Below are 22,626 nucleotides of genomic sequence, written 5' to 3' on the forward strand. Positions count from 1 at the left end.
GCTCGCGATGACGATGTCCTGTTCAACATAAGTGTTGAATGTGACGGACTCATCGCGGGCAAGCTCGCTCCCACAGGTCTAGTGGCAGGCCATCGGGGCCTTGGCCCTGCAAAATGGCGGTTATCTTAAAGCAAAACGGCGACCATTGGCCGCCGTTTAGTGCATCCGCAAGGATTTAGACCACCGGTGCCGGTTCAGGCGCAGCCGCAGGTTTTGGCAGCGACGACAGGAACGCCATGATCAGCGCCGCCACGTACGGCAGCGACTGCACCAGCAGCATGGCCACCCAGAAGCGCATGTCGTTGCTCGGAATGCCCTGCACCAGGAAGATCCCCAGCGCCGCGCCCCACAACAGCAGCATGATGAACAGCTCTTCCCGGGCCTCGGAAATCGCCACCCAGAAGCCATGGTTGTCGGCGTTTTTCGGGGTGCGGAAGAACGGAATGCTGCTGGTGAAGAAGCCGTACAGCACCGCTTTGGCGATGGTGTGTGACAACGCCAGACCAGCCAGTGCCGCGCAGAACGCATCCTTCAGGTTCACGCCCACGGCGCGACGGTAGAGGAAGATGATCTTGCCGACCTTGAACACGAACAGCGCCAGCGGCGGAATCGCGAAGATCAGCAGCGGCGGGTCGACCCGTTGCGGCACGATGATCATCGCCGCCGACCACAACAGTGCGCCGACGGTGAAGAAGATGTTCATGCCGTCCGCGACCCATGGCAGCCAGCCCGCGAGGAAGTGGTAGCGCTGGCCGCGAGTCAGTTCGGTGTCCTTGCCGCGCAGCAGGCTGCGGGTGTGACGCTTGATGATCTGGATCGCACCATAGGCCCAGCGGAAACGCTGCTTCTTGAAGTCAATGAAGGTGTCCGGCATCAGACCCTTGCCGTAACTGTCGTGGTAGTACGCCGCCGACAGGCCTTTTTCGAATACCCGCAGACCGAGTTCGGCGTCTTCACAGATGCACCAGTCGGCCCAGCCCAGTTCTTCCAGAACCGAACGACGGGTCATGGTCATGGTGCCGTGCTGGATGATCGCGTCGCGATCGTTGCGAGTGACCATGCCGATGTGGAAGAAGCCTTTGTATTCGGCATAGCAGAGCTTCTTGAAGGTGCTTTCGTTCTGGTCGCGGTAATCTTGCGGCGACTGCACCACGGCGATTTTCGGGTCGGCGAAGTGCGGCACCATGTGCTTGAGCCAGTTCGGGTGCACGCAGTAGTCGGAGTCGATCACCGCGATCACTTCGGCGTCCTTGGCAGTGTGCGGAATCAGGTAGTTCAGCGCGCCGCCCTTGAAACCGGCCAGGGGCGAGACGTGGAAGAACTTGAAGCGCGGGCCGAGGGTTTCGCAGTAGTCGCGCACCGGTTCCCAGACCGCCGGATCCTTGGTGTTGTTGTCGATGATCAGGACTTCAAAGTCCGGATAGTCGAGGTTGGCCAGGGCGTCGAGGGTCTGTTTGACCATCTCCGGCGGCTCGTTGTAGCACGGCACGTGGATCGAGACTTTCGGGCGGTAGTCCGAATCGCCGACCACCGGCAGGAATTCACGGCGACGCTTGTGAATCCACACCGCCTCGGCCAGTTCGTGGGCCTCGGTCAACAGCACGATGAACACCCCGAGCGCACCGAGCGCCAGCAGGAAGCCCACCGTCAGGCTGAACCACGTGCTGTATTGCTGGCTGTAGTCGTAACCGATCCACACCAGCACCGAACCGCAGAGGAACGCGATAAAGGTCAGGAAGGTACGGCCGCGCTGGCGCAGGGCCGAGCCGTCGATCATCAGCAGGGTCAGCGACAACAGCGCCAGCACCACCGAACCGATGGCCAGCACGCGCCATTGCGGGATCGCCACCACCGGGCCTTCGAAGTTGAATTTCTGCTGACGCGCGGCGTTGAACACGCCCCAGTAAGCGCCGACCGAACCTTCGTCGCTGGCCTTCCAGGGTTGGTCAAACGCTTCGATCACGAAGTAGTTGAAGCCCTGGCGGTTGAGCTTGTTGACCAGCGTGCGCAGGTAGATCGCCTGATCCGCCGGCGACGCATCGGCGCCACCGCGCATGCGGCCGTTGCTCGGCCAGCCCACCTCGGACAGCAGCAGCGGTTTTTTCGGGAACATCTTTTTCAGGTCGCGGGCGCGGTCGAAAACGAACTGCCCGGCCTTGTCCACCGGGATGAACTCCCAGTAGGGCAGAACGTGCGCGGCGATCAGGTCGACGTGCTTGGCCAGCTCCGGGTGTTCTTCCCAGACGTGCCACTGTTCGGAGGTGGTCACCGGCACTTTCACGGCCGCGCGCACCCGGTCGAGCAGTACGCTGAGTTCTTTGGCAGTGATTTCCTTGCGGAAGATCGCCTCGTTGCCGACCACAACGCGAACCACGCTGCGTGAGGTATTGGCCAGTTCGATGGCGCGGGTGATTTCCCGCTCGTTGCGTTCCTGGTCGGGGCTGATCCAGATCCCCAGGGTCACGCGCAGACCGAATTCTTCCGCCAGTTTCGGGATGTCCTGCAGAGAACCGTCGACCGAGTAGATACGGATGTTGTCCGTCAGCTTGCTCATGATCTCCAGGTCGCGGCGCATTTCATCGTCGGACGGATACTGATCTTTCTGTGGGAACTGTCCCTGCTGGAACGGTGAATAGGAGAAACCGGAGATCTGCTCCGGCCAGTTCGGCGCGGAGACGGGGCGATTGATCAGCGCCCAGAAACCGGTGAACAGGGCGGCGATTGCCAGAACCACCACCAGGTTGAGTCCAAATTTACGCGATGACATAGCTGTGTCGGGTTCCAAAGGCTGTGGAACGAAGGGTCGGCTGGTTGACGCCAAGAGGGCGCGCATCCTACACCGGCAGTTCGCCGAGTCCTACAAGAGACAGGGAAATGCCGGATGTTGGGCAATCCAACCCGACTTAAGTTCTTTCGTTTCAGCGTGTAAGACAAATCTTTGTTACGTGCAGCCTTAATTAAAGCAGGCGTGTTCGCCGTTCATAGCGCAAAGATGCTCTTGGCCGCCGACGGCCCTATAATGCGCGCCGGTTTTCAGGGTAATGGTCATGAGTACAGAAGATCCGCGGTTTGCAGGCATCGCCCGTTTGTATGGCATCGAGGGTCTTGAGCGCCTGCGTGCAGCCCATGTGGCGATTGTCGGCGTTGGCGGCGTCGGTTCCTGGGCGGCGGAAGCGATGGCCCGTTGTGGGGTGGGCGAGATTTCGCTGTTCGACCTCGACGACGTCTGCGTCAGCAACGCCAACCGTCAGTTGCACGCGCTGGACAGCACCGTCGGCAAGCCCAAGGTCGAAGTGATGGCCGAGCGTCTGCGCGGAATCAACCCGGACTGCAAGGTGCACGCGGTGGCGGACTTCGTCACCCGCGACACCATGGCCGAATACATCACGCCGAACATCGACTGCGTGATCGACTGCATAGACGCCGTCAACGCCAAGGCTGCGCTGATCGCCTGGTGCAAGCGCCGCAAGATCCAGATCATCACCACCGGCGGCGCTGGCGGGCAGATCGATCCGACGCTGATTCAGGTCTGCGACCTCAACCGGACCTTCAACGATCCGCTGGCCTCGAAAGTGCGCTCGACGTTGCGCCGCGACTACGGCTTCTCGCGTACCGTGACCCGTCACTACAGCGTGCCGTGTGTGTTCTCCACCGAACAACTGCGCTATCCGAAACCGGACGGCAGCATTTGCCTGCAGAAGAGTTTTGTCGGTGACGGCGTGAAGCTGGACTGCGCCGGCGGGTTTGGTGCGGTGATGATGGTGACGGCGACATTCGGCATGGTCGCGGCAACCAAGGCGGTGGACAAGATTGTGGCGGGTGTCCGGCGCCCGGCGGATCGAGTCAAGCCTCAGGCCTGACCAGTGACCGATCGTTCCCACGCTCCGCGTGGGAATGCAGCCCGGGACGCTCCGCGTCCCAAATCAAGAGCCGAGCGCGGAGCGTCCGTTGAGGCATTCCCACGCAGACGGTTCGACGCCTCGACGTGTTAACGATCAGTCAAGAGCGAGTTCACGCATCCGCTGCAACACGGCATTCAAGCCATTGCTGCGCGACGGCGACAACTGCCGCGACAGTCCCAATTGATTGAACCAGTCCGGCAGATCCACCTGCTGCAATTCGCCAGCGGTCAAGCCGTTGACCCGCAACAGCAACAACGCGACCAACCCGCGAATCATCCGCGCATCGCTGCTGGCCGCAAACTGCCAGCGGCCGTCGCGCAACTCGCCAACCAGCCACACCTGACTTTCACAGCCGTGCACCCGATTGGCCTCGCATTTGTCTGCGTCGCTCAGCAGCGGCAGGCGATCACCAAACTGCATCAACAGCCGCGCACGCTGTTCCCATCCAGCGGCGTTCTGAAACGTTTGCAGCGCTTCGGCGGCTTCGACCGGCAGGCTCATCGCAACAACTCCAGCGCCTGATCCAGCGCTTCAAAAAACCGCTCCAGATCTTCGGAATCGTTGTACAGCGCCAGCGACACACGAATCGCCCCGGCCAGCTCGAAACGTTTGAGCAGCGGCATCGCGCAGTGATGCCCGGCACGCACGGCGATGCCTTGTTCGGTCAGCAAGTGCGCGAGATCGGCGTTGTGCACGCCTTCGACGACAAAACTGGCCAGCGCCAGCTGCGGTTTGCCCAGCAGACGAATGCCATTGCGAGCGGCGAGGCCACGCAACAGGTAATCGTGCAGTGCGGCTTCGTGGGCGGACACCGCGTCCTGATCAAGGCCGGCCAGATAGTCGAGGGTCGCACCGAGGCCGATCACGCTGGCAATCGGCGGCGTTCCGGCCTCGAAGCCCAGTGGCGCCGGGCGGAAACGTGCGTCGTGGTAATTGGCTTCCAGCACCATTTCGCCACCGAACTGCCACGGGCGAAGTTGCTCCAGCGCCGGGTTGCGTCCGAACAGCACGCCGAGGCCATCGGGGCCGTACAGCTTGTGGCTGGAAAACACATAAAAGTCGCAACCCAGCGCCTGCACGTCATGCCGGCCATGGACCACGCCTTGAGCGCCATCGACCACGGTCAGCGCGTTATGCGCCTTGGCCATCGCCAGCAGCGCCGGCAGCGGTTGCCACGCGCCAAGCACGTTGGACAACTGGCTGACCGCCAGCAAACGAGTGCGCGGGCCGATCAGGTGAACGGCGGCAGCGAGGTCGATCACGCCGTCATCGTCCAGCGGCAGGATTACCAGCTTCAGGTCGCGACGTTGGGCCAGTTGCTGCCACGGGAGCAGGTTGGCGTGATGCTCCAGGGCGCTGATGACAATTTCATCGCCCGGATGGAAAAGATGTTCCAGGCCATACGCCAGGAGGTTCAGCGCACTGGTGGCGCCGTGGGTGAAGATGATCTGCCCGCTGTCACCGGCATTCAGCCACTGGGCAACCTTCAGGCGACTGTCCTCGAACGCCTGCGTGGCGTGGGCGCCGGGCAGGTGCTGGGCACGGTGCACGTTGGCTGCGCCATTGGCGTAGTAATGCGCCAGCGCATCGAGCAGGGCCTGGGGTTTTTGCGTGGTGGCGGCGTTGTCCAGGTAAGTCTGGTCTTGCCGTTGCAGGGCGGCGATGGCCGGGAAATCGGCGCGCCAAGGGGAGGGAATCATCATCTGGTATACGCCTGACCCTGTGGGAGCGAGCTTGCTCGCGAAGGCGTCCTTGAGGACGCCAAAAAGCTTCGCGAGCAAGCGCGCTCCCACAGGTTATCAATGTGCTGCTTAGTTGTGAGCGTGCAGCGCTTCGTTCAGTTCGATCGCCGATTTGTGGGTCTTGCACTCCACGGCGCCGGTTTCCGAATTGCGACGGAACAGCAGGTCGGTCTGACCGGCCAGTTCACGGGCCTTGACCACTTTGACCAGGTTGTTGTGCTCGTCCAGCAGTGCAACCTTGGTGCCGGCGGTCACGTACAGGCCCGACTCCACGGTGTTGCGGTCGCCCAACGGGATACCGATACCGGCGTTGGCGCCGATCAGGCAGCCTTCGCCGACCTTGATCACGATGTTGCCGCCGCCCGACAGGGTGCCCATGGTCGAGCAGCCGCCGCCCAGGTCCGAACCCTTGCCGACGAACACGCCAGCGGAGACGCGGCCTTCGATCATGCCCGGGCCTTCGGTGCCGGCGTTGAAGTTGATGAAACCTTCGTGCATCACGGTAGTGCCTTCGCCCACATAAGCGCCCAGGCGCAGACGTGCGGCGTCAGCGATACGCACGCCGGCCGGTACCACGTAGTCGGTCATTTTCGGGAACTTGTCCACCGAGAACACTTCCAGCAGTTCGCCCCGCAGACGGGCTTCGAGTTGCAGCTCGGCCAGTTCGCTCAGGTCGATGGCGCCCTGGCTGGTCCAGGCCACGTTTGGCAGCAGCGGGAAGATCCCGGCCAGGCTCACGCCGTGCGGCTTGACCAGACGATGGGACAGCAGGTGCAGCTTCAGGTAAGCCTCAGGGGTGGAAGTCAGCTGAGTGTCTTCGGCCAGCAGGGTCGCGACCAGCGGCTTGTGGCTTTCAGCCAGACGGGTCAGCAGCTTGCCTTGTACCGCGTCGATGCCTTTCACGGCTTCAGCCAGTTGCGCAGCCTGGGCGGTGCTGAAGGTGATGGCCTGGTTGCCTTCGGTGTAGCCGAGGATCGGTGCAACAGCGGCAACCAGTTCGGCCGAAGGGTTCAACAGTGGCTGAGCGTAGAACACTTCCAGCCACGCGCCTTGACGGTTCTGGGTGCCGACACCGAAGGCGATACTGAACAGGGAGTTGGACATGTGAATACCTCTACAAAAAGTGACGGGCTGCTTACTTGAGTGCGGCCGCGTAGATATTTGGCTTGAAGCCAATCAGGGTTCGGTCACCGAGATCGAGCACCGGACGCTTGATCATCGAGGGTTGAGCGAGCATCAGCTCGATGGCTTTCGACTGGTCGAGATCGGCTTTGCGTTCGTCGTCGAGTTTGCGAAAGGTCGTGCCTGCGCGGTTCAACACCGTTTGCCAGCCATGCTCGTCGCACCATTGGGTCAGGTGCTCACGGTCAATGCCGGCGGTCTTGTAATCGTGGAAGTCATAGCTGACAGCGTGTTCATCTAGCCAGGTGCGCGCCTTTTTCATGGTGTCGCAGGCTTTGATGCCGAAAAGGTGCAACGTTTTGCTTGAAACGGTCAAGGAATCGCCCCCTTTACAGGTGCTGGAAAAAAATGGTGTCGGATTATGCCATGACCAGACGGTTTCGCGGCGCCCAGGTTGCTTCTGCTGAGGGTGCCTGCGACATAGGTGCAACGGTCATTCACAGCCTGAGCGGCTAATATGGCAGTTCAACGCTGTCGATTGTCCGGGATTTCCGCTTTATGCAAACCGCTTATACCGTCCTGATCCTGCTGATGCTGGTCAGTGTCTCGCGCCTGGTTGGACGGGTGATTCCGCTGCCGCTGCCACTGGTACAGATCGCCGCCGGTGCCTTGCTGGCCTGGCCGACCCTCGGTCTGCACGTGGCCCTTGATCCCGAACTGTTCCTGTTTCTGTTCTTGCCGCCGCTGCTGTTTTCCGATGGCTGGCGCATGCCCAAGCGTGAACTGTGGCGCTTGCGCGGCCCGGTACTCACGCTGGCGGTCGGGTTGGTGCTGTTTACCGTGGTCGGGGCCGGTTACTTCATTCACTGGTTGCTGCCGACGATTCCGCTGCCGGTGGCCTTCGCGCTGGCGGCGGTGCTGTCCCCGACCGACGCCGTGGCGGTCTCGGCGATTTCCCAGAACCGCTTGCCCACGCCGCTGATGCACATGCTGCAGGGCGAGGCGTTGATGAACGATGCGTCGGGTCTGGTGACGTTCAAATTCGCGCTGGTAGCGGCGGTCACCGGTGCGTTTTCCCTGGCCAATGCCAGCCTGACCTTCGTGCTGGTCGCGGTCGGCGGGCTGGCGGTCGGCGTGGCGCTGAGCTGGCTGGTCGGCCGGTTGCGCGCCTGGATGATCGCCCGGGGCTGGGACGATCCGGCGACCCACGTGGTGTTCATGTTGCTGCTGCCGTTTGCCGCTTACGTGCTGGCCGAACGGCTTGGCGCGTCAGGCATTCTTTCGGCGGTGGCGGCGGGGATGATGCAGAGCTGGCTCGATCTGCTGCCGCGCCAGACCAGCACCCGGTTGCTCAACCGCAGCGTCTGGTCGTTGCTGGAGTTCGCCTTCAACGGTTTGATCTTTCTGCTGCTCGGCCTGCAACTGCCGGACATCATTAAAGCGGTGGTCAGCCACGAGACGTCATTGTGGCCGACCCTGTTCTATCGCTGTCTCGATGTGGTGGCGATTTTCCTGGCGCTGGTGTTGTTGCGCTTCATCTGGGTGCAGAGCATCTGGCGGCTGTCGGTGTTGCTGCGCCGCCTGCGCGGCAAGGGTGATCTGACGCAAGTACCGACCGCCCGGTCCTGCTGGCTGCTGACCGTCGGTGGCGTGCGCGGGGCGGTGACCCTGGCAGGTGTGATGTCGGTACCGATGCTGATGGGTGGCGAGGCGTTCCCCGAGCGCGATCTGCTGATCTTCATCGCCGCCGGGGTGATCCTGTTGTCGCTGGTGGCGGCCTGTATTGCGCTGCCTTTGCTGTTGCGCGGCATCGAAAAGAGCCCGGACGACAAGCGCCGCCAGGAAGTGCGCGACGCCTGGCGCAAGACGGCGGAAGCGGCGATCCATGCGCTGGAGACCGAGGAGGTCAACCCGCAGGACGCCGCGCAAGCCGCGCTGGCAGCGGAGCTCAAGGCGCGGATCATGTCCGAATACCGCCATCAACTGGAAGTCTTCAATGACTCGGCCGAAGCCCAGGCTCTGGCGTTCCAGATGGATCTGCTGGAGCGTCGTCTGCGACTCAAGGCACTGCGTGCGCAACGCCTCGAGTTGTACAGCCTCAGCCGTCAGCACCAGATTGGTGACGACGTGTTGCGTGAGGTGCTGGGCGAGCTGGACTTGAGTGAGGCGAATCTGGGGCAGGTCAAATAAGCCACTGACGCCCCTTGGATATCAGTCGACCGATGTTCGATGTCAGTGGGTGCGGTTCAGTTCAAGTTCGCCAGGCGTTGCGCCTGGCGAACTTTTTGCGTTTCAAGGAGCCGGTTTATTTTGGATAAAGCAGCTTCATCAACTGTTTGTCCTTTTTGCTGATCTTGCGGTTTATCGGAACTTCCCAGTCGCCGATCGTCAGGTCGTTCGATATGGGGTGATGCATGATCGAACGCTTGTCGTAGGCAAGATAAAGTGCATCGCGCGTATCAAATGACGCGAACAGGTTGTAGTCGACCTGTTCGCGGGTCAGCGGATTCATTTCCCGATTCTGATAAAACGCGTACACCTTGGGTTTATCCCATGGAATATTGGCTTGTGGGTGCTGATGCTCATGCATGGCGCCCAGCGCATGGCCGAACTCGTGCATTACGATGACCTCGAAGTCGGCATGGTCCGGCGTGACGCCCAGGTTCATTGTCGGATGGTCGGGATGAATCAGAAGTGCATCGGTGCCCAGTATCGAACTGTTGTCATTGTTTCGGGTGGCGATGCGGATATCACCCTTCAGATCGTCGACAAATTCAAACTTGAGATTGATATAAGGCAGCCATTTGCTGGCTGCATTGATAATCCCTGTTTTACGAGCGGCATCGGGTGCATCCATGAACGCGATTTTCAACGTGCGACCATTGGCCCAGAGTTTCGAGTAATCGACCACGGAGCGTTTGCGGCGAGTGCCGGGTGTGGTTGGGGTGCCGGCATTCGCCGGGTTCTCGTTGATGGCGGCTGTGTAAGCAGCCTGATCGTCAGGCCACTGAATCAGTTGGCAATCCAGAAGTTCTTTCATTGTTCACTTCTTCCTTGAAGTTGAAGATCGATTTCAGGTAATGCGCAAAGGGCGCGGCTCAAGACTAACGTCTGGCTGCGCAAAAGCGAGGTATGAAAAACGGAGGAAGTGTTGCGTGATATTTGACCGCCCGTGCCGGATTGCCCGGCACGGGCGAAACACATTACTTGTGGCGCAGGACGAAGTCGCGGATGCGCTCGGCTGCCTCGACGCATTCCGCCAGCGGCGCAACCAGCGCCATGCGTACGCGCCCGGCACCCGGATTGACGCCATCGACGTCACGGGACAGGTACGAACCCGGCACCACAGTCACGTGCTCTTCGGCAAACAGGTCGCGGCAGAATGCGGCATCGTCGCCCTGCACATTCGGCCACAGGTAAAAGCTGCCATCGGGGCGTTGCACGTCCATCACCGGGCTGAGGATCGCCAGCACCGCATCGAACTTCTCGCGATACAACGCACGGTTGGCGCGGACATGCACTTCATCGTTCCACGCGGCGACGCTGGCCAGCTGGGTCTGAACCGGCATCGCGCAACCGTGGTAGGTGCGATACAGCAGGAAACCCTTGAGGATGTCGGCATCACCGGCAACAAAGCCCGAGCGCAGGCCTGGCAGGTTCGAGCGCTTGGACAGGCTGTGGAACACCACGCAACGCTTGAAGTCCTTGCGACCCAGTTCGGCGCAGGCACTGAGCAGGCCCGGCGGTGGCGTCTGCTCGTCGAAGTACAGTTCGCTGTAGCACTCGTCGGCGGCGATCACGAAGTCGTATTCGTCGGCCAGGGCGATCAGTTTTTTCAGCACGTCGACCGGGATCAGCGCACCGGTCGGGTTGCCCGGCGAGCACAGGAACAGGATCTGGCAGCGCTTCCAGATGTCCGGCGAAACCGCGTCGAAGTCCGGGTTGAAGCCGTTCTCGTCCAGGCACGGCAGGTAGTGCGGCTTGGCGCCGGCGAGGAACGCTGCGCCTTCATAGATCTGATAGAACGGATTCGGGCTGACCACCAGCGCGTCGTCGCCACGGTTGACCACGGTCTGGGTAAAGGCGAACAGTGCTTCACGGGTGCCGTTGACCGGCAGCACGTTGCGCGCCGGGTCGATCCAGCCGCCCGGCACGTTGAAACGACGCTCGCACCAGGCGGCGATGGCTTCGCGCAGGGCCGGGATACCGAGAGTGGTCGGGTACACCGCCATCTGATCCAGATTGTTCGCCAGCGCCTCGGCGACAAAGCTTGGCGAGCGGTGCTTCGGTTCGCCGATGGACAGTGCGATCGGGCGCTTGTCCGGGTTTGGCGTGACGCTGCCGAGCAGGGCGCGGAGCTTTTCGAACGGGTAGGGCTGAAGCTGGGACAGAGCGTTGTTCATCGGTGCGGGATCTCGTGCAAAGCGATTGAAGCCGGGCGCGCAATCAAATGCTGATGCGCGACAGTTTGATATCGGGTTCCTGATTGACGCTCAGCTGTTCGACGATGGCATCCTGCAGGCGGCTGCACAGCAGCGGGTCGGACAGCGGTTGATTGTGGGCGTCGGTGATGAAGAACACGTCTTCCACCCGCTCGCCCAGGGTGGCGATCTTGGCGTTCTGCAGCGACAGGTCGAACTCGAGGAAAATCCCGCCAACCCGTGCCAGCAGGCCCGGGCGATCCGGTGCAGTGAGTTCCAGTACCGTTACCGGGCGCTGGGCGTCGTTGTGGATCGTCACCTGCGGGGCGAACGCGAAATGCTTGAGCTGGCGCGGCACCCGACGCTGGATGATCGTCGGGTAGTCGGCCGGGTTGCGCAGGGCTTCGGTCAGGCCTTCGCGAATCTGTTTGACCCGGACCGGATTGTCGCCGATCGAGTCGCCATCGGTATCGAGCACGATGTAGGTGTCGAGGGTGAACTGACTGCTGGACGTGATGACCCGGGCGTCGTGAATGTTCAGGTTGAGCTGGTCCATCGCGGCTACGGTCACGGCGAAGAAGTCGTGCTGATCCGGCGCATAGATGAAGATCTGTGTGCCGCCCTCGAATTCACGCTGGGTCGTTTCCTTGATCAGCACCAGCGGACCGCCGTCGGCCGGTTGCTGGAGGATGGCGTCGGTGTGCCAGGCCACATCGCCGGCGGTGTGACGCAGGAAGTAGTCGTCGCCCAGTTGCGCCCACAATTGCTCGACGTCGTCGGGATCGGTGCCGCCGCGTACCAGGATGTCCAGCGCTGCGCTCTGGGTCTGGCGGATCTGCTCTTCGCGATCCACCGGATTCTCCAGCCCGCGGCGCAGGGCACGCTTGGTTTCGGTGTAGAGCTGGCGCAACAGGCTGGCACGCCAGGAATTCCACAGGGTCGGGTTGGTCGCGTTGATGTCGGCCACGGTCAGCACGTACAGGTAGTCCAGGCGAGTTTCGTCACCGACCGCCAGCGCGAAGTCATGGATCACCTGCGGGTCGGACAAGTCTTTGCGCTGGGCGGTGGTCGACATCACCAGGTGGTTCTGCACCAGCCAGACGATCAGGCGGCTGTCCCACACCGGCAGTTGGTGGCGCTGGCAGAACGCCTCGGCATCCACTGCGCCGATATCCGAGTGGTCGCCGTGCCGGCCCTTGCCGATGTCGTGATACAGACCCGCCATGTAGATCAGTTCGGGTTTCGGCAATTTGGCCATGAGCTTGGCGGCCAGCGGGAATTTTTCCGAAACCTGTGAGTACTGCAATTTGCGCAGGTGTTTGATCAGGTTCAGCGTGTGCGCATCGACCGTATAGATGTGGAACAGGTCGTGCTGCATCTGCCCGACGATAAAGCCGAACTCCGGCAGATAACGCCCGAGAATGCCGTAACGGTTCATCCGCCGCAGGTTGCGGTGGATGCCGATCTTGCATTTGAACAGCTCGATGAACAGGCTGGTGTTGCGGATGTCGTTGCGGAAGTTGTCGTCGATCAGGTGACGGTTTTCCCGCAACAGGCGAATGGTGTCGGCGCGTACGCCTTTGATCTCCGGCTGCTGGGCCATCAGCACGAAGATCTCGAGCATGGCGAATGGCGTGCGGCGGAATACGTTGTCGTTGCGTGCCTCGATGTAGCCGTCGTGCAGCTGGAAGCGCGAGTTGATCGGCTGCGGCGGCGCTTCGTCTTCCGGCGCGAGGATGACTTCCTCGAAGTGCTGGATGATCAGGTCGCTGAGCTGGGCGATGCTCATCACGACGCGGAAGTACTGCTGCATGAAGTTTTCGACGGCCTGTTTGGCGTCGTCGCCTTCAAAACCCAGCAGTCCGGCAATGGTGCGCTGGTGATCGAACAGCAGACGATCTTCGGCGCGACCGGCGAGCATGTGCAGGGCGTAGCGCACCTTCCAGAGGAATTCCTGGGAGGAGGCGAGCAGGGCGTTTTCACTTTCGACCAGAAACCCTTCACCGGCCAGGGCGCGCAGGTTCAGGGTGCCGTACTGACGACGGGCCACCCACAGAATCGTCTGAATATCCCGTAGTCCGCCGGGCGAGCCTTTGACGTTGGGTTCCAGGTTGTATTCGGTGTCGTTGTACTTGTGGTGGCGAGCCTTCTGCTCGGCGCGCTTGGCCAGGAAGAAATCCTTGCTCGGCCACATGTGCGCAGTGCTGGTGACATCGAGCATGCGCTGGCGCAGGCGCTCGGGGCCGCAGATGGTGCGGCTTTCCATCAGGTTGGTGACCACCGTCAGGTCGGCGCGGGCCTCTTCGGCGCACTCGTCGACCGAGCGAACGCTTTGACCGACTTCCAGGCCGATGTCCCACAGCAGCGTCAGAAAGCGCTCGATGGAATCGCGGAAGATTTCGTGGTCGGCGCTGTCCAGCAGGATCAGCAGATCGATGTCGGAGTACGGGTGCAACTCACCGCGACCATAGCCGCCGACCGCGACCAGCGCGATGTCGGCGTCTTCGCTCCAGTCGAACTGGTCCCAGGCCTTTTGCAGAATGTTGTCGACGAACCACGCCCGATCTTCGATCAGTCGCCGGATATCGCGGCCGGCGCGAAAACGTGCATCGAGCACTTCGCGGGCCTGGCGGATCGCCTTCTTGAATGCCGCGATGGGACTCGCTTTCAGGGCCAGTTCAGCCTGGAACTGACCGCGGTCGAAGAGTTCGGGATCCACCTGCGGCATCGATTGGCTTTCCTTCTATAGGCTGGGAACGGTGTCTGGATCAGGCCGAGATGCGCGGGATGGTGTCGTCGCTGCGCAGGGTGAAGATCTCATAGCCGGTGTCGGTAACAAGCAAAGTGTGTTCCCACTGCGCCGACAGCTTGCGATCCTTGGTGATCGCGGTCCAGCCGTCGCCCAGTACTTTGGTGTCGGCCTTGCCCTGGTTGATCATCGGCTCGATGGTGAAAGTCATGCCGGCCTTCAGTTCCATGCCGGTGCCGGCACGGCCGTAGTGCAGGATCTGCGGTTCTTCATGGAACACCTTGCCGATGCCGTGACCACAGAATTCACGCACCACCGAGAAGCCGTTCTTTTCCGCGTGCTTCTGGATGATTTCGCCGATGTCGCCGAGGCGGCAGCCGGGTTTGACGATTTCGATCGCCTTGTACATGCATTCCTGGGTGACCTGGGACAGACGCTCGGCCCAGACCGGCACGGTGCCGACGTGGAACATGCGGCTGGTGTCGCCGTGGTAACCGTCTTTAATCACGGTGACGTCGATGTTCAGGGTGTCGCCGTTTTTCAGCGGTTTGTCGTTCGGGATGCCGTGGCAGACCACGTGGTTGATCGAGGTGCAGATCGACTTCGGGTAGCCCTTGTAGTTGAGCGGGGCAGGGATGGCCTGCTGCACGTTGACGATATAGTCGTGGCAGATCTGGTTCAGCTCATCGGTGGTCACGCCCGGCTTGACGTGCTCGGCAATCATTTCCAGCACATCGGCGGCCAGTTTGCCGGCGACACGCATGCCAGCGATGTCCTCGGGGGTTTTGAGGGTGACGGTCATACAGGCTCTCTCTGCGCTCGGCGGCGCTTGCTGATACGAACAGGGGCGCGGCTGCTGATATTGCGGCCCCGAAAAACGCGATTCTAACAGACCGAAGGCGCAAATCTGCGCCTGCGTGCATCGCTTCTCTCTATACAATGCGGCGCATTGTCCCGATTCCAAGGGGCTGGCGTGCATGTCGCTGACGGGATTGCAGATTCCGGGTTCCGTTTGCGCCGTCCCTGTGGTATAAAATGCGCCGCTTTCCGGGGATAGCCCCGAGAGCATTAACCCACACACGTGTCGACACGATGGCCTGGGTGCCTTTGATCCTCGGATCAATGGTTGGTCATTGGGATACGTGGAGGCCCAACCCGACTTATCAAGGAACTATCATGTCCCAAGTCAACATGCGCGATATGCTGAAGGCCGGTGTGCACTTCGGTCACCAAACCCGTTACTGGAATCCGAAAATGGGCAAGTACATTTTCGGCGCGCGTAACAAGATTCACATCATCAACCTTGAAAAAACCCTGCCAATGTTCAACGAAGCTCTGACTTTCGTAGAGCGTCTGGCCCAGGGCAAAAACAAGATTCTGTTCGTCGGCACCAAGCGTTCCGCTGGCAAGATCGTTGCTGAAGAAGCAGCACGTTGCGGCTCGCCGTACGTCGATCACCGCTGGTTGGGCGGCATGCTGACCAACTTCAAGACCATCCGTGCTTCCATCAAGCGTCTGCGTGACCTTGAAGTACAAGCCGAAGACGGTACTTTCGCCAAGCTGACCAAGAAAGAAGCGCTGATGCGCACTCGCGATCTTGAGAAGCTGGACCGCTCCCTGGGCGGCATCAAGGACATGGGCGGTCTGCCAGACGCACTGTTCGTGATCGACGTTGACCACGAGCGCATCGCGATCACCGAAGCCAACAAGCTGGGCATCCCGGTCATCGGCGTTGTCGATACAAACAGCAGCCCTGAAGGCGTTGACTACATCATCCCAGGCAACGATGACGCAATCCGCGCTATCCAGCTGTACATGGGTTCGATGGCTGACGCAGTAATCCGCGGTCGCAACAACGTTGCTGGCGGTACTGTAGAATTCGCAGCTGAAGAAACTCAGGCTGCAGCTGAGTAATTGACGCCCTGGCGTTGACTCAGTAAGCAAAAAGGGGGCTTGGCCCCCTTTTTGCCACCTCGAAAACCATTTGTCGGCAGCGCAGCTACAGCATCTGTAACGTGCAGCGGCTACAAGGTGGTTCGGGAAGAATTGAACGCCCGTTCGATCGGGTGGAATGGTTGAAAACCTATCCAAGAGGAATTTGAAAATGGCAGCAATTACTGCAGCGTTGGTCAAAGAACTGCGCGAGCGTACCGGCGAAGGCATGATGGATTGCAAGAAAGCCCTGGAAAAGGCTGGCGGCGACATCGAAAAAGCCATTGATGACATGCGTGCTTCGGGCGCGATCAAGGCTGCCAAGAAAGCCGGCAACGTTGCCGCTGAAGGCGCTATCGCCGTCAAGGCTGACGGCAAGTCCGCCGTTCTGCTGGAAGTGAACTCGCAGACCGACTTCCTGGCCCTGCAGGACGACTTCAAGAACTTCGTCAGCGAAAGCCTTGAAGAAGCGTTCGCTCAGAAGCTGACTGACGCGGCTCCGCTGATCGCTTCGCGTGAAGCTGCTCGTGAAGCCCTGGTTGCCAAGTGTGGCGAAAACGTCAACATCCGTCGTCTGGCGCGTGTTGAGGGTGACGTTGTAGGTGCTTACCTGCACGGCAACAAGATTGGTGCAGTGGTTGTTCTGAACGGCGGCGACGTCGACCTGGCCAAGAATATCGCCATGCACGTTGCAGCTTCGAACCCAGAGTTCCTGGACGCGTCGGAAATCTCCGCCGAGGCCATCGAGCGCGAGAAGAACGTATTCCTGCAACTGAATGCCGACAAGATCGCTGGCAAGCCGGAAAACATCGTTGAGAACATGATCAACGGTCGTATTACCAAGTTCAAAGCCGAAGCCTCGCTGAAAGAGCAAGCTTTCGTCATGAACCCGGAAGTCAAGGTTGGTGAGCTGGCCAAGAAAGCCGGTGCTGAAATCGTTTCCTTCACTTACTTCAAAGTAGGCGAAGGCATCGAGAAGCCGGTTGATGACTTCGCTGCCGAAGTTGCCGCTCAAGTGGCTGCCGCCAAGCAGTAAGACGGTTTTTCAACTGTCGCCCGAAAGAGGCTGCCCGCTCACGCGCGCAGCCTCTTTTCAGATAGGGTTACCAATTTTTATTGGTTTCCCCTTGGAACTGACTTACAAAGCCATGTTCCGATGGCGCTGAAGCAGCGCCAAGCTAGAGTGAACGCCAGCTGTAAACAGCTCGCAAAGAATTTTTAAAATACGCCGCAGGAGAGATTCGCAATGGCTCAGCAGGGCAGTGGTTATCAGGCTCGCTATAAACGCATTCTACTCAAGCTTAGCGGCGAGGCCCTGATGGGCTCGGAAGAGTTCGGGATCGATCCGAAAGTGCTGGATCGCATGGCACTGGAGGTCGGCCAACTGGTCGGCATCGGCGTTCAGGTCGGTCTGGTGATCGGCGGTGGCAACCTGTTCCGCGGTGAAGCGCTGAGCAAGGCCGGCATGGACCGGGTCACGGGCGACCACATGGGCATGCTGGCCACTGTGATGAACGCTCTGGCCATGCGCGACGCGCTGGAACGTGCCAATATCTCGGCCATCGTGATGTCGGCCATCTCCATGGTCGGTGTGACCGATCACTATGACCGTCGCAAGGCCATGCGCCACCTGAACTCAAAAGACGTGGTGATTTTCGCGGCCGGTACCGGCAATCCGTTCTTTACCACGGATTCGGCAGCCTGCCTGCGTGCCATTGAAATCGACGCAGACGTCGTGCTCAAGGCGACCAAGGTCGATGGCGTGTACACCGCTGATCCGTTCAAAGACCCGCATGCCGAGAAGTTCGATCATCTGACATACGATGAAGTACTGGATCGCAAGCTGGGTGTAATGGATCTGACGGCTATCTGCCTGTGCCGCGATCACAAGATGCCGCTGCGGGTATTCAACATGAACAAGCCGGGCGCCCTGCTGAACATCGTGCATGGTGGCGCTGAAGGCACTCTGATCGAGGAAGTCCAACAATGATCAACGAAATCAAGAAAGACGCCCAGGCGCGCATGCACAAGTCGCTGGAGTCGCTGAACCATGCATTCGGTCAGATCCGTACCGGCAAGGCCCACCCAAGCATCCTGGGAAGCGTGATGGTGCCTTATTACGGTTCGGATACCCCGTTGAGCGGTGTTGCGAGTGTCACCGTGAAAGACAACCAGACCCTGCAGGTCGTGCCGTTCGAGCGCAACATGCTCGGCGCAATCGACAAGGCCATTGGCAGCGCCGGTCTGAACCTGAATCCGACCAACCTGGGTGAGCTGCTGCTGATCAAGATGGCGCCACTGACCGAGGAAACCCGCAAGGGCTTCACCAAGCAGGCGCGTGCCGCTGCCGAAGATGCTCGCGTTGCGGTACGCAACATTCGTCGCGACGCCATGGGAGAGCTGAAAAAACTGTCCAAGGACAAGGAGATCAGCGAGGACGAAGAGCGTCGTGCAAGTGCCGAGATCGACAAGCTGATCAAGGACTTCGAAGCTCAGATCACCAAGGCGACTGACGAAAAAGAAAAAGACCTGATGGCCGTTTAAGGGTCGAGTTTTTAATGGACAAGACCAAGCAGACTGCGCCGTCCGCGGTGCCGCGCCATGTCGCGATCATCATGGATGGCAATAATCGCTGGGCAAAAAAACGCTTTATGCCGGGTGTTGCCGGGCATAAAGCGGGCGTGGATGCTGTGCGGGCGGTGATCGAGGTGTGTGCCGAGGCCAAGGTCGAGGTGCTCACCCTGTTCGCCTTCTCCAGTGAAAACTGGCAGCGCCCGGCCGATGAGGTCAGCGCCTTGATGGATCTGTTCTTCAAGGCGCTGCGTCGTGAGGCCAAGCGCCTGAACGACAACAACATCAGCCTGCGCATTATCGGTGACCGAACGCGATTCCATCCGGAGCTTCAGGCCGCCATGCGTGAAGCGGAAGCGATGACTGCCGGTGCCAACCGATTCATTCTGCAGATAGCCGCCAACTACGGCGGTCAGTGGGATATCGCGCAAGCGGCGCAGCGTCTGGCACGTGAGGTTCAGGCCGGTCATCTGCGGCCGGAAGACATCACGCCGGATCTGCTGCAGACCTGTCTGGTCACCGGTGATCTGCCGTTGCCAGACTTGTGCATTCGTACTGGCGGCGAGCACCGCATCAGCAACTTCCTCTTGTGGCAGTTGGCATACGCCGAGTTGTATTTCTCCGACCTGTTCTGGCCGGACTTCAAACACGAAGCCATGCGCAATGCGCTGGCCGATTTCGCTTCGCGCCAGCGTCGTTTCGGTAAAACGAGCGAGCAGGTCGAAGCTGGAGCCCGGGTTTAATGCTTAAACAACGCATCATCACTGCACTGATTCTGCTGCCGATCGCTCTGGGCGGATTTTTTCTGCTCGAAGGCTCCGGTTTTGCCCTGTTCATCGGTCTGGTCGTGAGCCTGGGCGCCTGGGAATGGGCGCGTCTGGCCGGCTTCACTGCGCAGGCATTTCGTGTCGGCTACGCCGCGGTGGTCGCGCTGATGCTGTTCGTCATGTACATCCTGCCGGGGCTGGCGCCCTGGGTGCTGGGCGCTTCGGTGATCTGGTGGGCACTGGCAACATGGCTGGTGCTGACGTACCCGCGTTCCAGCGAGCGCTGGTCCAGTGCCGCCAGCAAACTGGTGATCGGATTGCTGATTCTGTTGCCCGCCTGGCAAGGGCTGGTGCAGATCAAGCAATACCCGCTCGGCAACTGGCTGATCATGGCCGTGATGGTACTGGTCTGGGGCGCTGACATCGGGGCGTATTTCTCCGGTCGCGCGTTCGGCAAGCGCAAGCTGGCGCCACAAGTCAGTCCCGGCAAAAGCTGGGAGGGCGTGTATGGCGGTCTGGCGCTGAGTCTGGTCATCACCACCCTGGTCGCGCTGTTCCGTGACTGGACGGTAGCGCAACTGTTCAAGGGCTTGATCGGTGCTGCGGTGATTGTCTTCATCTCGGTGGTGGGCGACCTCACCGAAAGCATGTTCAAGCGTCAGTCCGGCATCAAGGACAGCAGCAATCTGCTGCCTGGCCATGGTGGCGTGCTGGACCGCATCGACAGTCTGACGGCGGCGATACCGGTGTTCGCGGTGCTGTTGTGGATGGCGGCGTCGTGAGTCGCCCGCAGCAGATTACAGTCCTGGGTGCGACCGGTTCGATCGGTCTGAGCACCCTGGATGTCATCGCCCGGCATCCGGAGCGTTATCAGGCTTTCGCCCTGAGCGGTTTTACCCGCCTGAGCGAACTGTTTGCCCTGTGTGTTCGCCATCTCCCGAAATATGCAGTAGTGCCGGAAGCCGGCGCTGCTCGTAATCTTCAGGACGATTTGCATGCGGCGGGCCTGTCGACGCAAGTACTGGTCGGTGAGGAAGGCCTGTGTCAGGTCGCTGCCGCGCCGGAAGTGGATGCCGTCATGGCCGCCATCGTCGGTGCTGCCGGTCTGCGCCCGACTCTGGCGGCTGTCGAGGCAGGCAAGAAAATTCTTCTGGCCAACAAGGAAGCGCTGGTCATGTCCGGCGCCTTGTTCATGCAGGCGGTGCGCAAAAGCGGTTCGGTTCTGTTGCCGATCGACAGCGAGCACAACGCGATTTTTCAGTGCATGCCGCAGGACTTTGCTCGCGGGCTGAGTAACGTTGGAGTCCGTCGGATTTTGCTGACGGCCTCTGGTGGCCCTTTCCGGCAGACGCCGATGGCCGAGCTGGCGCATGTTTCACCCGATCAGGCGTGTGCGCACCCGAACTGGTCGATGGGGCGCAAGATCTCGGTGGATTCGGCCAGCATGATGAACAAAGGGCTCGAGTTGATCGAGGCCTGCTGGTTGTTCGATGCCAAGCCTTCGCAAGTCGAGGTGGTGATTCATCCGCAGAGCGTGATTCATTCGCTGGTCGATTATGTGGACGGTTCGGTGTTGGCGCAGTTGGGTAACCCCGATATGCGCACTCCGATTGCCAACGCCCTGGCCTGGCCTGAGCGCATTGATTCGGGCGTGGCGCCGCTGGATCTGTTCGCTGTTGCCCGCCTGGATTTCGAAGCTCCCGACGAAGAGCGCTTTCCGTGCCTGCGTCTGGCGCGCCAGGCTGCCGAGGCTGGAAACAGCGCCCCGGCCATGCTCAATGCGGCGAATGAAGTGGCGGTTGCCGCGTTTCTCGACGGACGGGTTCGCTATCTGGAAATCGCGAGTATCATCGAGGAAGTCTTGAATCTCGAGCCGGTAGTGGCGTTGAACGATCTCGATGCGGTGTTTACCGCGGACGCGACTGCCAGGGCATTGGCCGGGCAGTGGTTGAAGCGTCACGACCGATAGGTCTTGCAACACATGGCTTCACGCGGCACTGGACAGGATTGCGGAGAAAGTAGATGAGCGCGCTCTATATGATTGCCGGCACCCTGATCGCTCTGGGTGTGCTGGTCACCTTTCACGAATTCGGCCATTTCTGGGTCGCGCGTCGCTGTGGCGTCAAGGTTCTGCGTTTTTCCGTGGGCTTCGGCATGCCGCTGTTGCGCTGGCATGACAAGCAGGGCACCGAATTTGTGGTTGCGGCCATTCCGCTGGGTGGCTACGTCAAGATGCTCGATGAGCGCGAAGGCGAAGTGCCGGCCGATCAGCTTCATCAGTCATTCAATCGCAAGTCTGTTCGTCAGCGCATCGCCATTGTTGCGGCCGGCCCTGTGGCCAACTTTCTACTCGCGCTGGTGTTCTTCTGGGTGCTGGCCATGCTCGGCAGCGAACAGATTCGCCCGGTCATCGGTTCGGTGGAGCCGGGCAGCATCGCCGCAACGGCCGGGCTGAGCGCGGGACAGGAAATCGTCGCGATCGACGGTGAACCAACCTCGGGCTGGGCTGCAGTCAACCTGCAATTGGTGCGCCGACTGGGGGAGAGCGGTTCTCTGCAATTGCTGGTGCGCGATCAGGGTTCCACGGCGGATTCGCCTCGGGTGCTGGCACTTGATAAATGGCTCAAGGGGGCTGATGAGCCGGATCCTATTCGCTCCCTCGGTATTCGCCCTTGGCGCCCGGCCTTGCCGCCGGTGCTGGCCGAACTCGATCCGAAAGGCCCGGCCCAGGCGGCCGGACTGAAAACCGGTGATCGTCTGCTGACGCTCGATGGCAAGGCGCTGGATGACTGGCAACAGGTGGTCGACACCGTTCGTACGCGTCCTGATACCAAAATCGTGCTGCGCGTAGAGCGTGACGGTGTTCAAATCGACGTCCCTGTGACACTGGCCGCGCGTGGCGATAAAAAGTCGCCAAGCGGTTACCTGGGGGCAGGTGTGAAGGCTGTCGACTGGCCGCCGGAGATGATCCGCGAGGTCAGTTACGGGCCTTTGGCAGCGATTGGCGAGGGTGCCCGTCGTACCTGGACCATGAGCGTCCTGACGCTGGATTCACTGAAGAAAATGCTCTTCGGCGAGCTCTCGGTAAAAACTTGAGTGGACCGATAACCATTGCTAAAGTGGCGGGCGCTTCTGCCCAGTCGGGCGTCGCTGATTTCCTGAATTTCCTTGCTTATCTGAGTATTAGCCTGGGGGTTCTGAATTTGCTGCCCATTCCTGTACTGGATGGGGGGCATTTGTTGTTTTATCTGATCGAGTGGGCGCGTGGTCGTCCCTTGTCGGATCGGGTGCAAGGTTGGGGGATACAGATCGGTATCAGCTTGGTGGTCGGAGTGATGTTGCTTGCTCTGGTCAACGATCTGGGTCGACTGTAACGCTTCGCTGAATTGCGAATCTGCCGCATTTTGCGGCAGTTTGTTT

At 60.5% G+C, this 22,626-nt stretch carries 18 protein-coding genes and 1 pseudogene; 10 read left to right on the top strand and 9 right to left on the bottom strand.

What is annotated here, in order from left to right; all coding sequences use genetic code 11:
• Nucleotides 1–175: 175 nt before the first annotated feature.
• The gene (locus I5961_RS05535) at nt 176–2,767 is read right to left on the bottom strand and encodes a glycosyltransferase (RefSeq protein ID WP_085697322.1); all 2,592 of its coding nucleotides are present in this window, start codon (nt 2,765–2,767) and stop codon (nt 176–178) included.
• Between the two features lie 274 nt (nt 2,768–3,041).
• Between I5961_RS05535 and tcdA the strand changes: the two genes are divergently transcribed.
• Nucleotides 3,042–3,860, top strand: coding sequence for a tRNA cyclic N6-threonylcarbamoyladenosine(37) synthase TcdA (gene tcdA, locus I5961_RS05540; RefSeq protein ID WP_039769652.1), 819 nt, complete (start codon nt 3,042–3,044; stop codon nt 3,858–3,860).
• 135 nt (nt 3,861–3,995) lie between these two features.
• On the opposite strand, the gene I5961_RS05545 is transcribed toward tcdA, so the two are convergent.
• From I5961_RS05545 to I5961_RS05560, 4 genes are all read right to left on the bottom strand, one after another.
• Nucleotides 3,996–4,403, bottom strand: a complete 408-nt coding sequence (locus I5961_RS05545; protein ID WP_227234579.1) for a SufE family protein — start codon at nt 4,401–4,403, stop codon at nt 3,996–3,998.
• Nucleotides 4,400–5,605 carry an aminotransferase class V-fold PLP-dependent enzyme gene (locus tag I5961_RS05550; RefSeq protein WP_085697475.1) on the bottom strand — a complete coding sequence of 402 codons (1,206 nt, stop codon included), beginning with the start codon at nt 5,603–5,605 and terminating at the stop codon, nt 4,400–4,402. The genes I5961_RS05545 and I5961_RS05550 overlap by 4 nt, the downstream gene beginning before the upstream one ends.
• 108 nt (nt 5,606–5,713) lie before the next feature.
• Nucleotides 5,714–6,748 (bottom strand): 2,3,4,5-tetrahydropyridine-2,6-dicarboxylate N-succinyltransferase, encoded by a 1,035-nt coding sequence (dapD, locus tag I5961_RS05555; RefSeq protein ID WP_227234581.1) that lies wholly within the window; start codon nt 6,746–6,748, stop codon nt 5,714–5,716.
• A gap of 31 nt (nt 6,749–6,779) precedes the next feature.
• Nucleotides 6,780–7,142 carry an ArsC family reductase gene (locus tag I5961_RS05560; RefSeq protein ID WP_227234583.1) on the bottom strand — a complete coding sequence of 121 codons (363 nt, stop codon included), beginning with the start codon at nt 7,140–7,142 and terminating at the stop codon, nt 6,780–6,782.
• Between the two features lie 182 nt (nt 7,143–7,324).
• Here I5961_RS05560 and I5961_RS05565 point away from each other — a divergent pair, with 182 nt between their 5' ends.
• Nucleotides 7,325–8,956 (top strand): Na+/H+ antiporter, encoded by a 1,632-nt coding sequence (locus I5961_RS05565; RefSeq protein WP_085697325.1) that lies wholly within the window; start codon nt 7,325–7,327, stop codon nt 8,954–8,956.
• Between the two features lie 115 nt (nt 8,957–9,071).
• On the opposite strand, the gene I5961_RS05570 is transcribed toward I5961_RS05565, so the two are convergent.
• From I5961_RS05570 to map, 4 genes are all read right to left on the bottom strand, one after another.
• Nucleotides 9,072–9,806 (bottom strand): peptidase M12, encoded by a 735-nt coding sequence (locus tag I5961_RS05570; RefSeq protein ID WP_227234585.1) that lies wholly within the window; start codon nt 9,804–9,806, stop codon nt 9,072–9,074.
• Between the two features lie 163 nt (nt 9,807–9,969).
• Complete coding sequence (dapC, locus tag I5961_RS05575) at nt 9,970–11,169, bottom strand: succinyldiaminopimelate transaminase (protein WP_085688736.1); 1,200 nt, start codon at nt 11,167–11,169, stop codon at nt 9,970–9,972.
• 43 nt (nt 11,170–11,212) lie between these two features.
• Nucleotides 11,213–13,915, bottom strand: a complete 2,703-nt coding sequence (locus tag I5961_RS05580) for a [protein-PII] uridylyltransferase (RefSeq protein WP_085697327.1) — start codon at nt 13,913–13,915, stop codon at nt 11,213–11,215.
• Between the two features lie 40 nt (nt 13,916–13,955).
• Complete coding sequence (map, locus tag I5961_RS05585; protein ID WP_039769663.1) at nt 13,956–14,738, bottom strand: type I methionyl aminopeptidase; 783 nt, start codon at nt 14,736–14,738, stop codon at nt 13,956–13,958.
• Nucleotides 14,739–15,112: 374 nt separating this feature from the next.
• Between map and rpsB the strand changes: the two genes are divergently transcribed.
• The 8 genes and pseudogenes from rpsB (at nt 15,113) to rseP (ending at nt 22,580) form a co-directional block, all read left to right on the top strand.
• Nucleotides 15,113–15,850 carry a 30S ribosomal protein S2 gene (gene rpsB / locus I5961_RS05590; RefSeq protein WP_008052780.1) on the top strand — a complete coding sequence of 246 codons (738 nt, stop codon included), beginning with the start codon at nt 15,113–15,115 and terminating at the stop codon, nt 15,848–15,850.
• A 190-nt stretch (nt 15,851–16,040) separates the two neighbouring features.
• A complete protein-coding gene (gene tsf / locus I5961_RS05595) occupies nt 16,041–16,904 on the top strand; it encodes a translation elongation factor Ts (RefSeq protein WP_085688730.1) in 864 nt (287 codons plus the stop codon).
• Nucleotides 16,905–17,114: 210 nt separating this feature from the next.
• A complete protein-coding gene (pyrH, locus tag I5961_RS05600; RefSeq protein ID WP_011332683.1) occupies nt 17,115–17,858 on the top strand; it encodes a UMP kinase in 744 nt (247 codons plus the stop codon).
• Complete coding sequence (gene frr, locus I5961_RS05605; protein WP_065259188.1) at nt 17,855–18,412, top strand: ribosome recycling factor; 558 nt, start codon at nt 17,855–17,857, stop codon at nt 18,410–18,412. Before pyrH ends, frr begins: the two co-directional genes overlap by 4 nt.
• Before the next feature lie 14 nt (nt 18,413–18,426).
• The gene (gene uppS / locus I5961_RS05610; protein ID WP_085697328.1) at nt 18,427–19,182 is read left to right on the top strand and encodes a polyprenyl diphosphate synthase; all 756 of its coding nucleotides are present in this window, start codon (nt 18,427–18,429) and stop codon (nt 19,180–19,182) included.
• Nucleotides 19,182–19,988, top strand: coding sequence for a phosphatidate cytidylyltransferase (locus I5961_RS05615; protein ID WP_007954781.1), 807 nt, complete (start codon nt 19,182–19,184; stop codon nt 19,986–19,988). The genes uppS and I5961_RS05615 overlap by 1 nt, the downstream gene beginning before the upstream one ends.
• Entirely contained in the window at nt 19,985–21,175 is a 1,191-nt protein-coding gene (ispC, locus tag I5961_RS05620) for a 1-deoxy-D-xylulose-5-phosphate reductoisomerase (RefSeq protein ID WP_085702584.1), read from the top strand. The genes I5961_RS05615 and ispC overlap by 4 nt, the downstream gene beginning before the upstream one ends.
• A 53-nt stretch (nt 21,176–21,228) precedes the next feature.
• Nucleotides 21,229–22,580: pseudogene (gene rseP / locus I5961_RS05625) on the top strand (sigma E protease regulator RseP).
• Nucleotides 22,581–22,626 lie beyond the last annotated feature (46 nt).

Source organism: Pseudomonas sp. IAC-BECa141, assembly GCF_020544405.1.
Lineage (GTDB): Bacteria > Pseudomonadota > Gammaproteobacteria > Pseudomonadales > Pseudomonadaceae > Aquipseudomonas.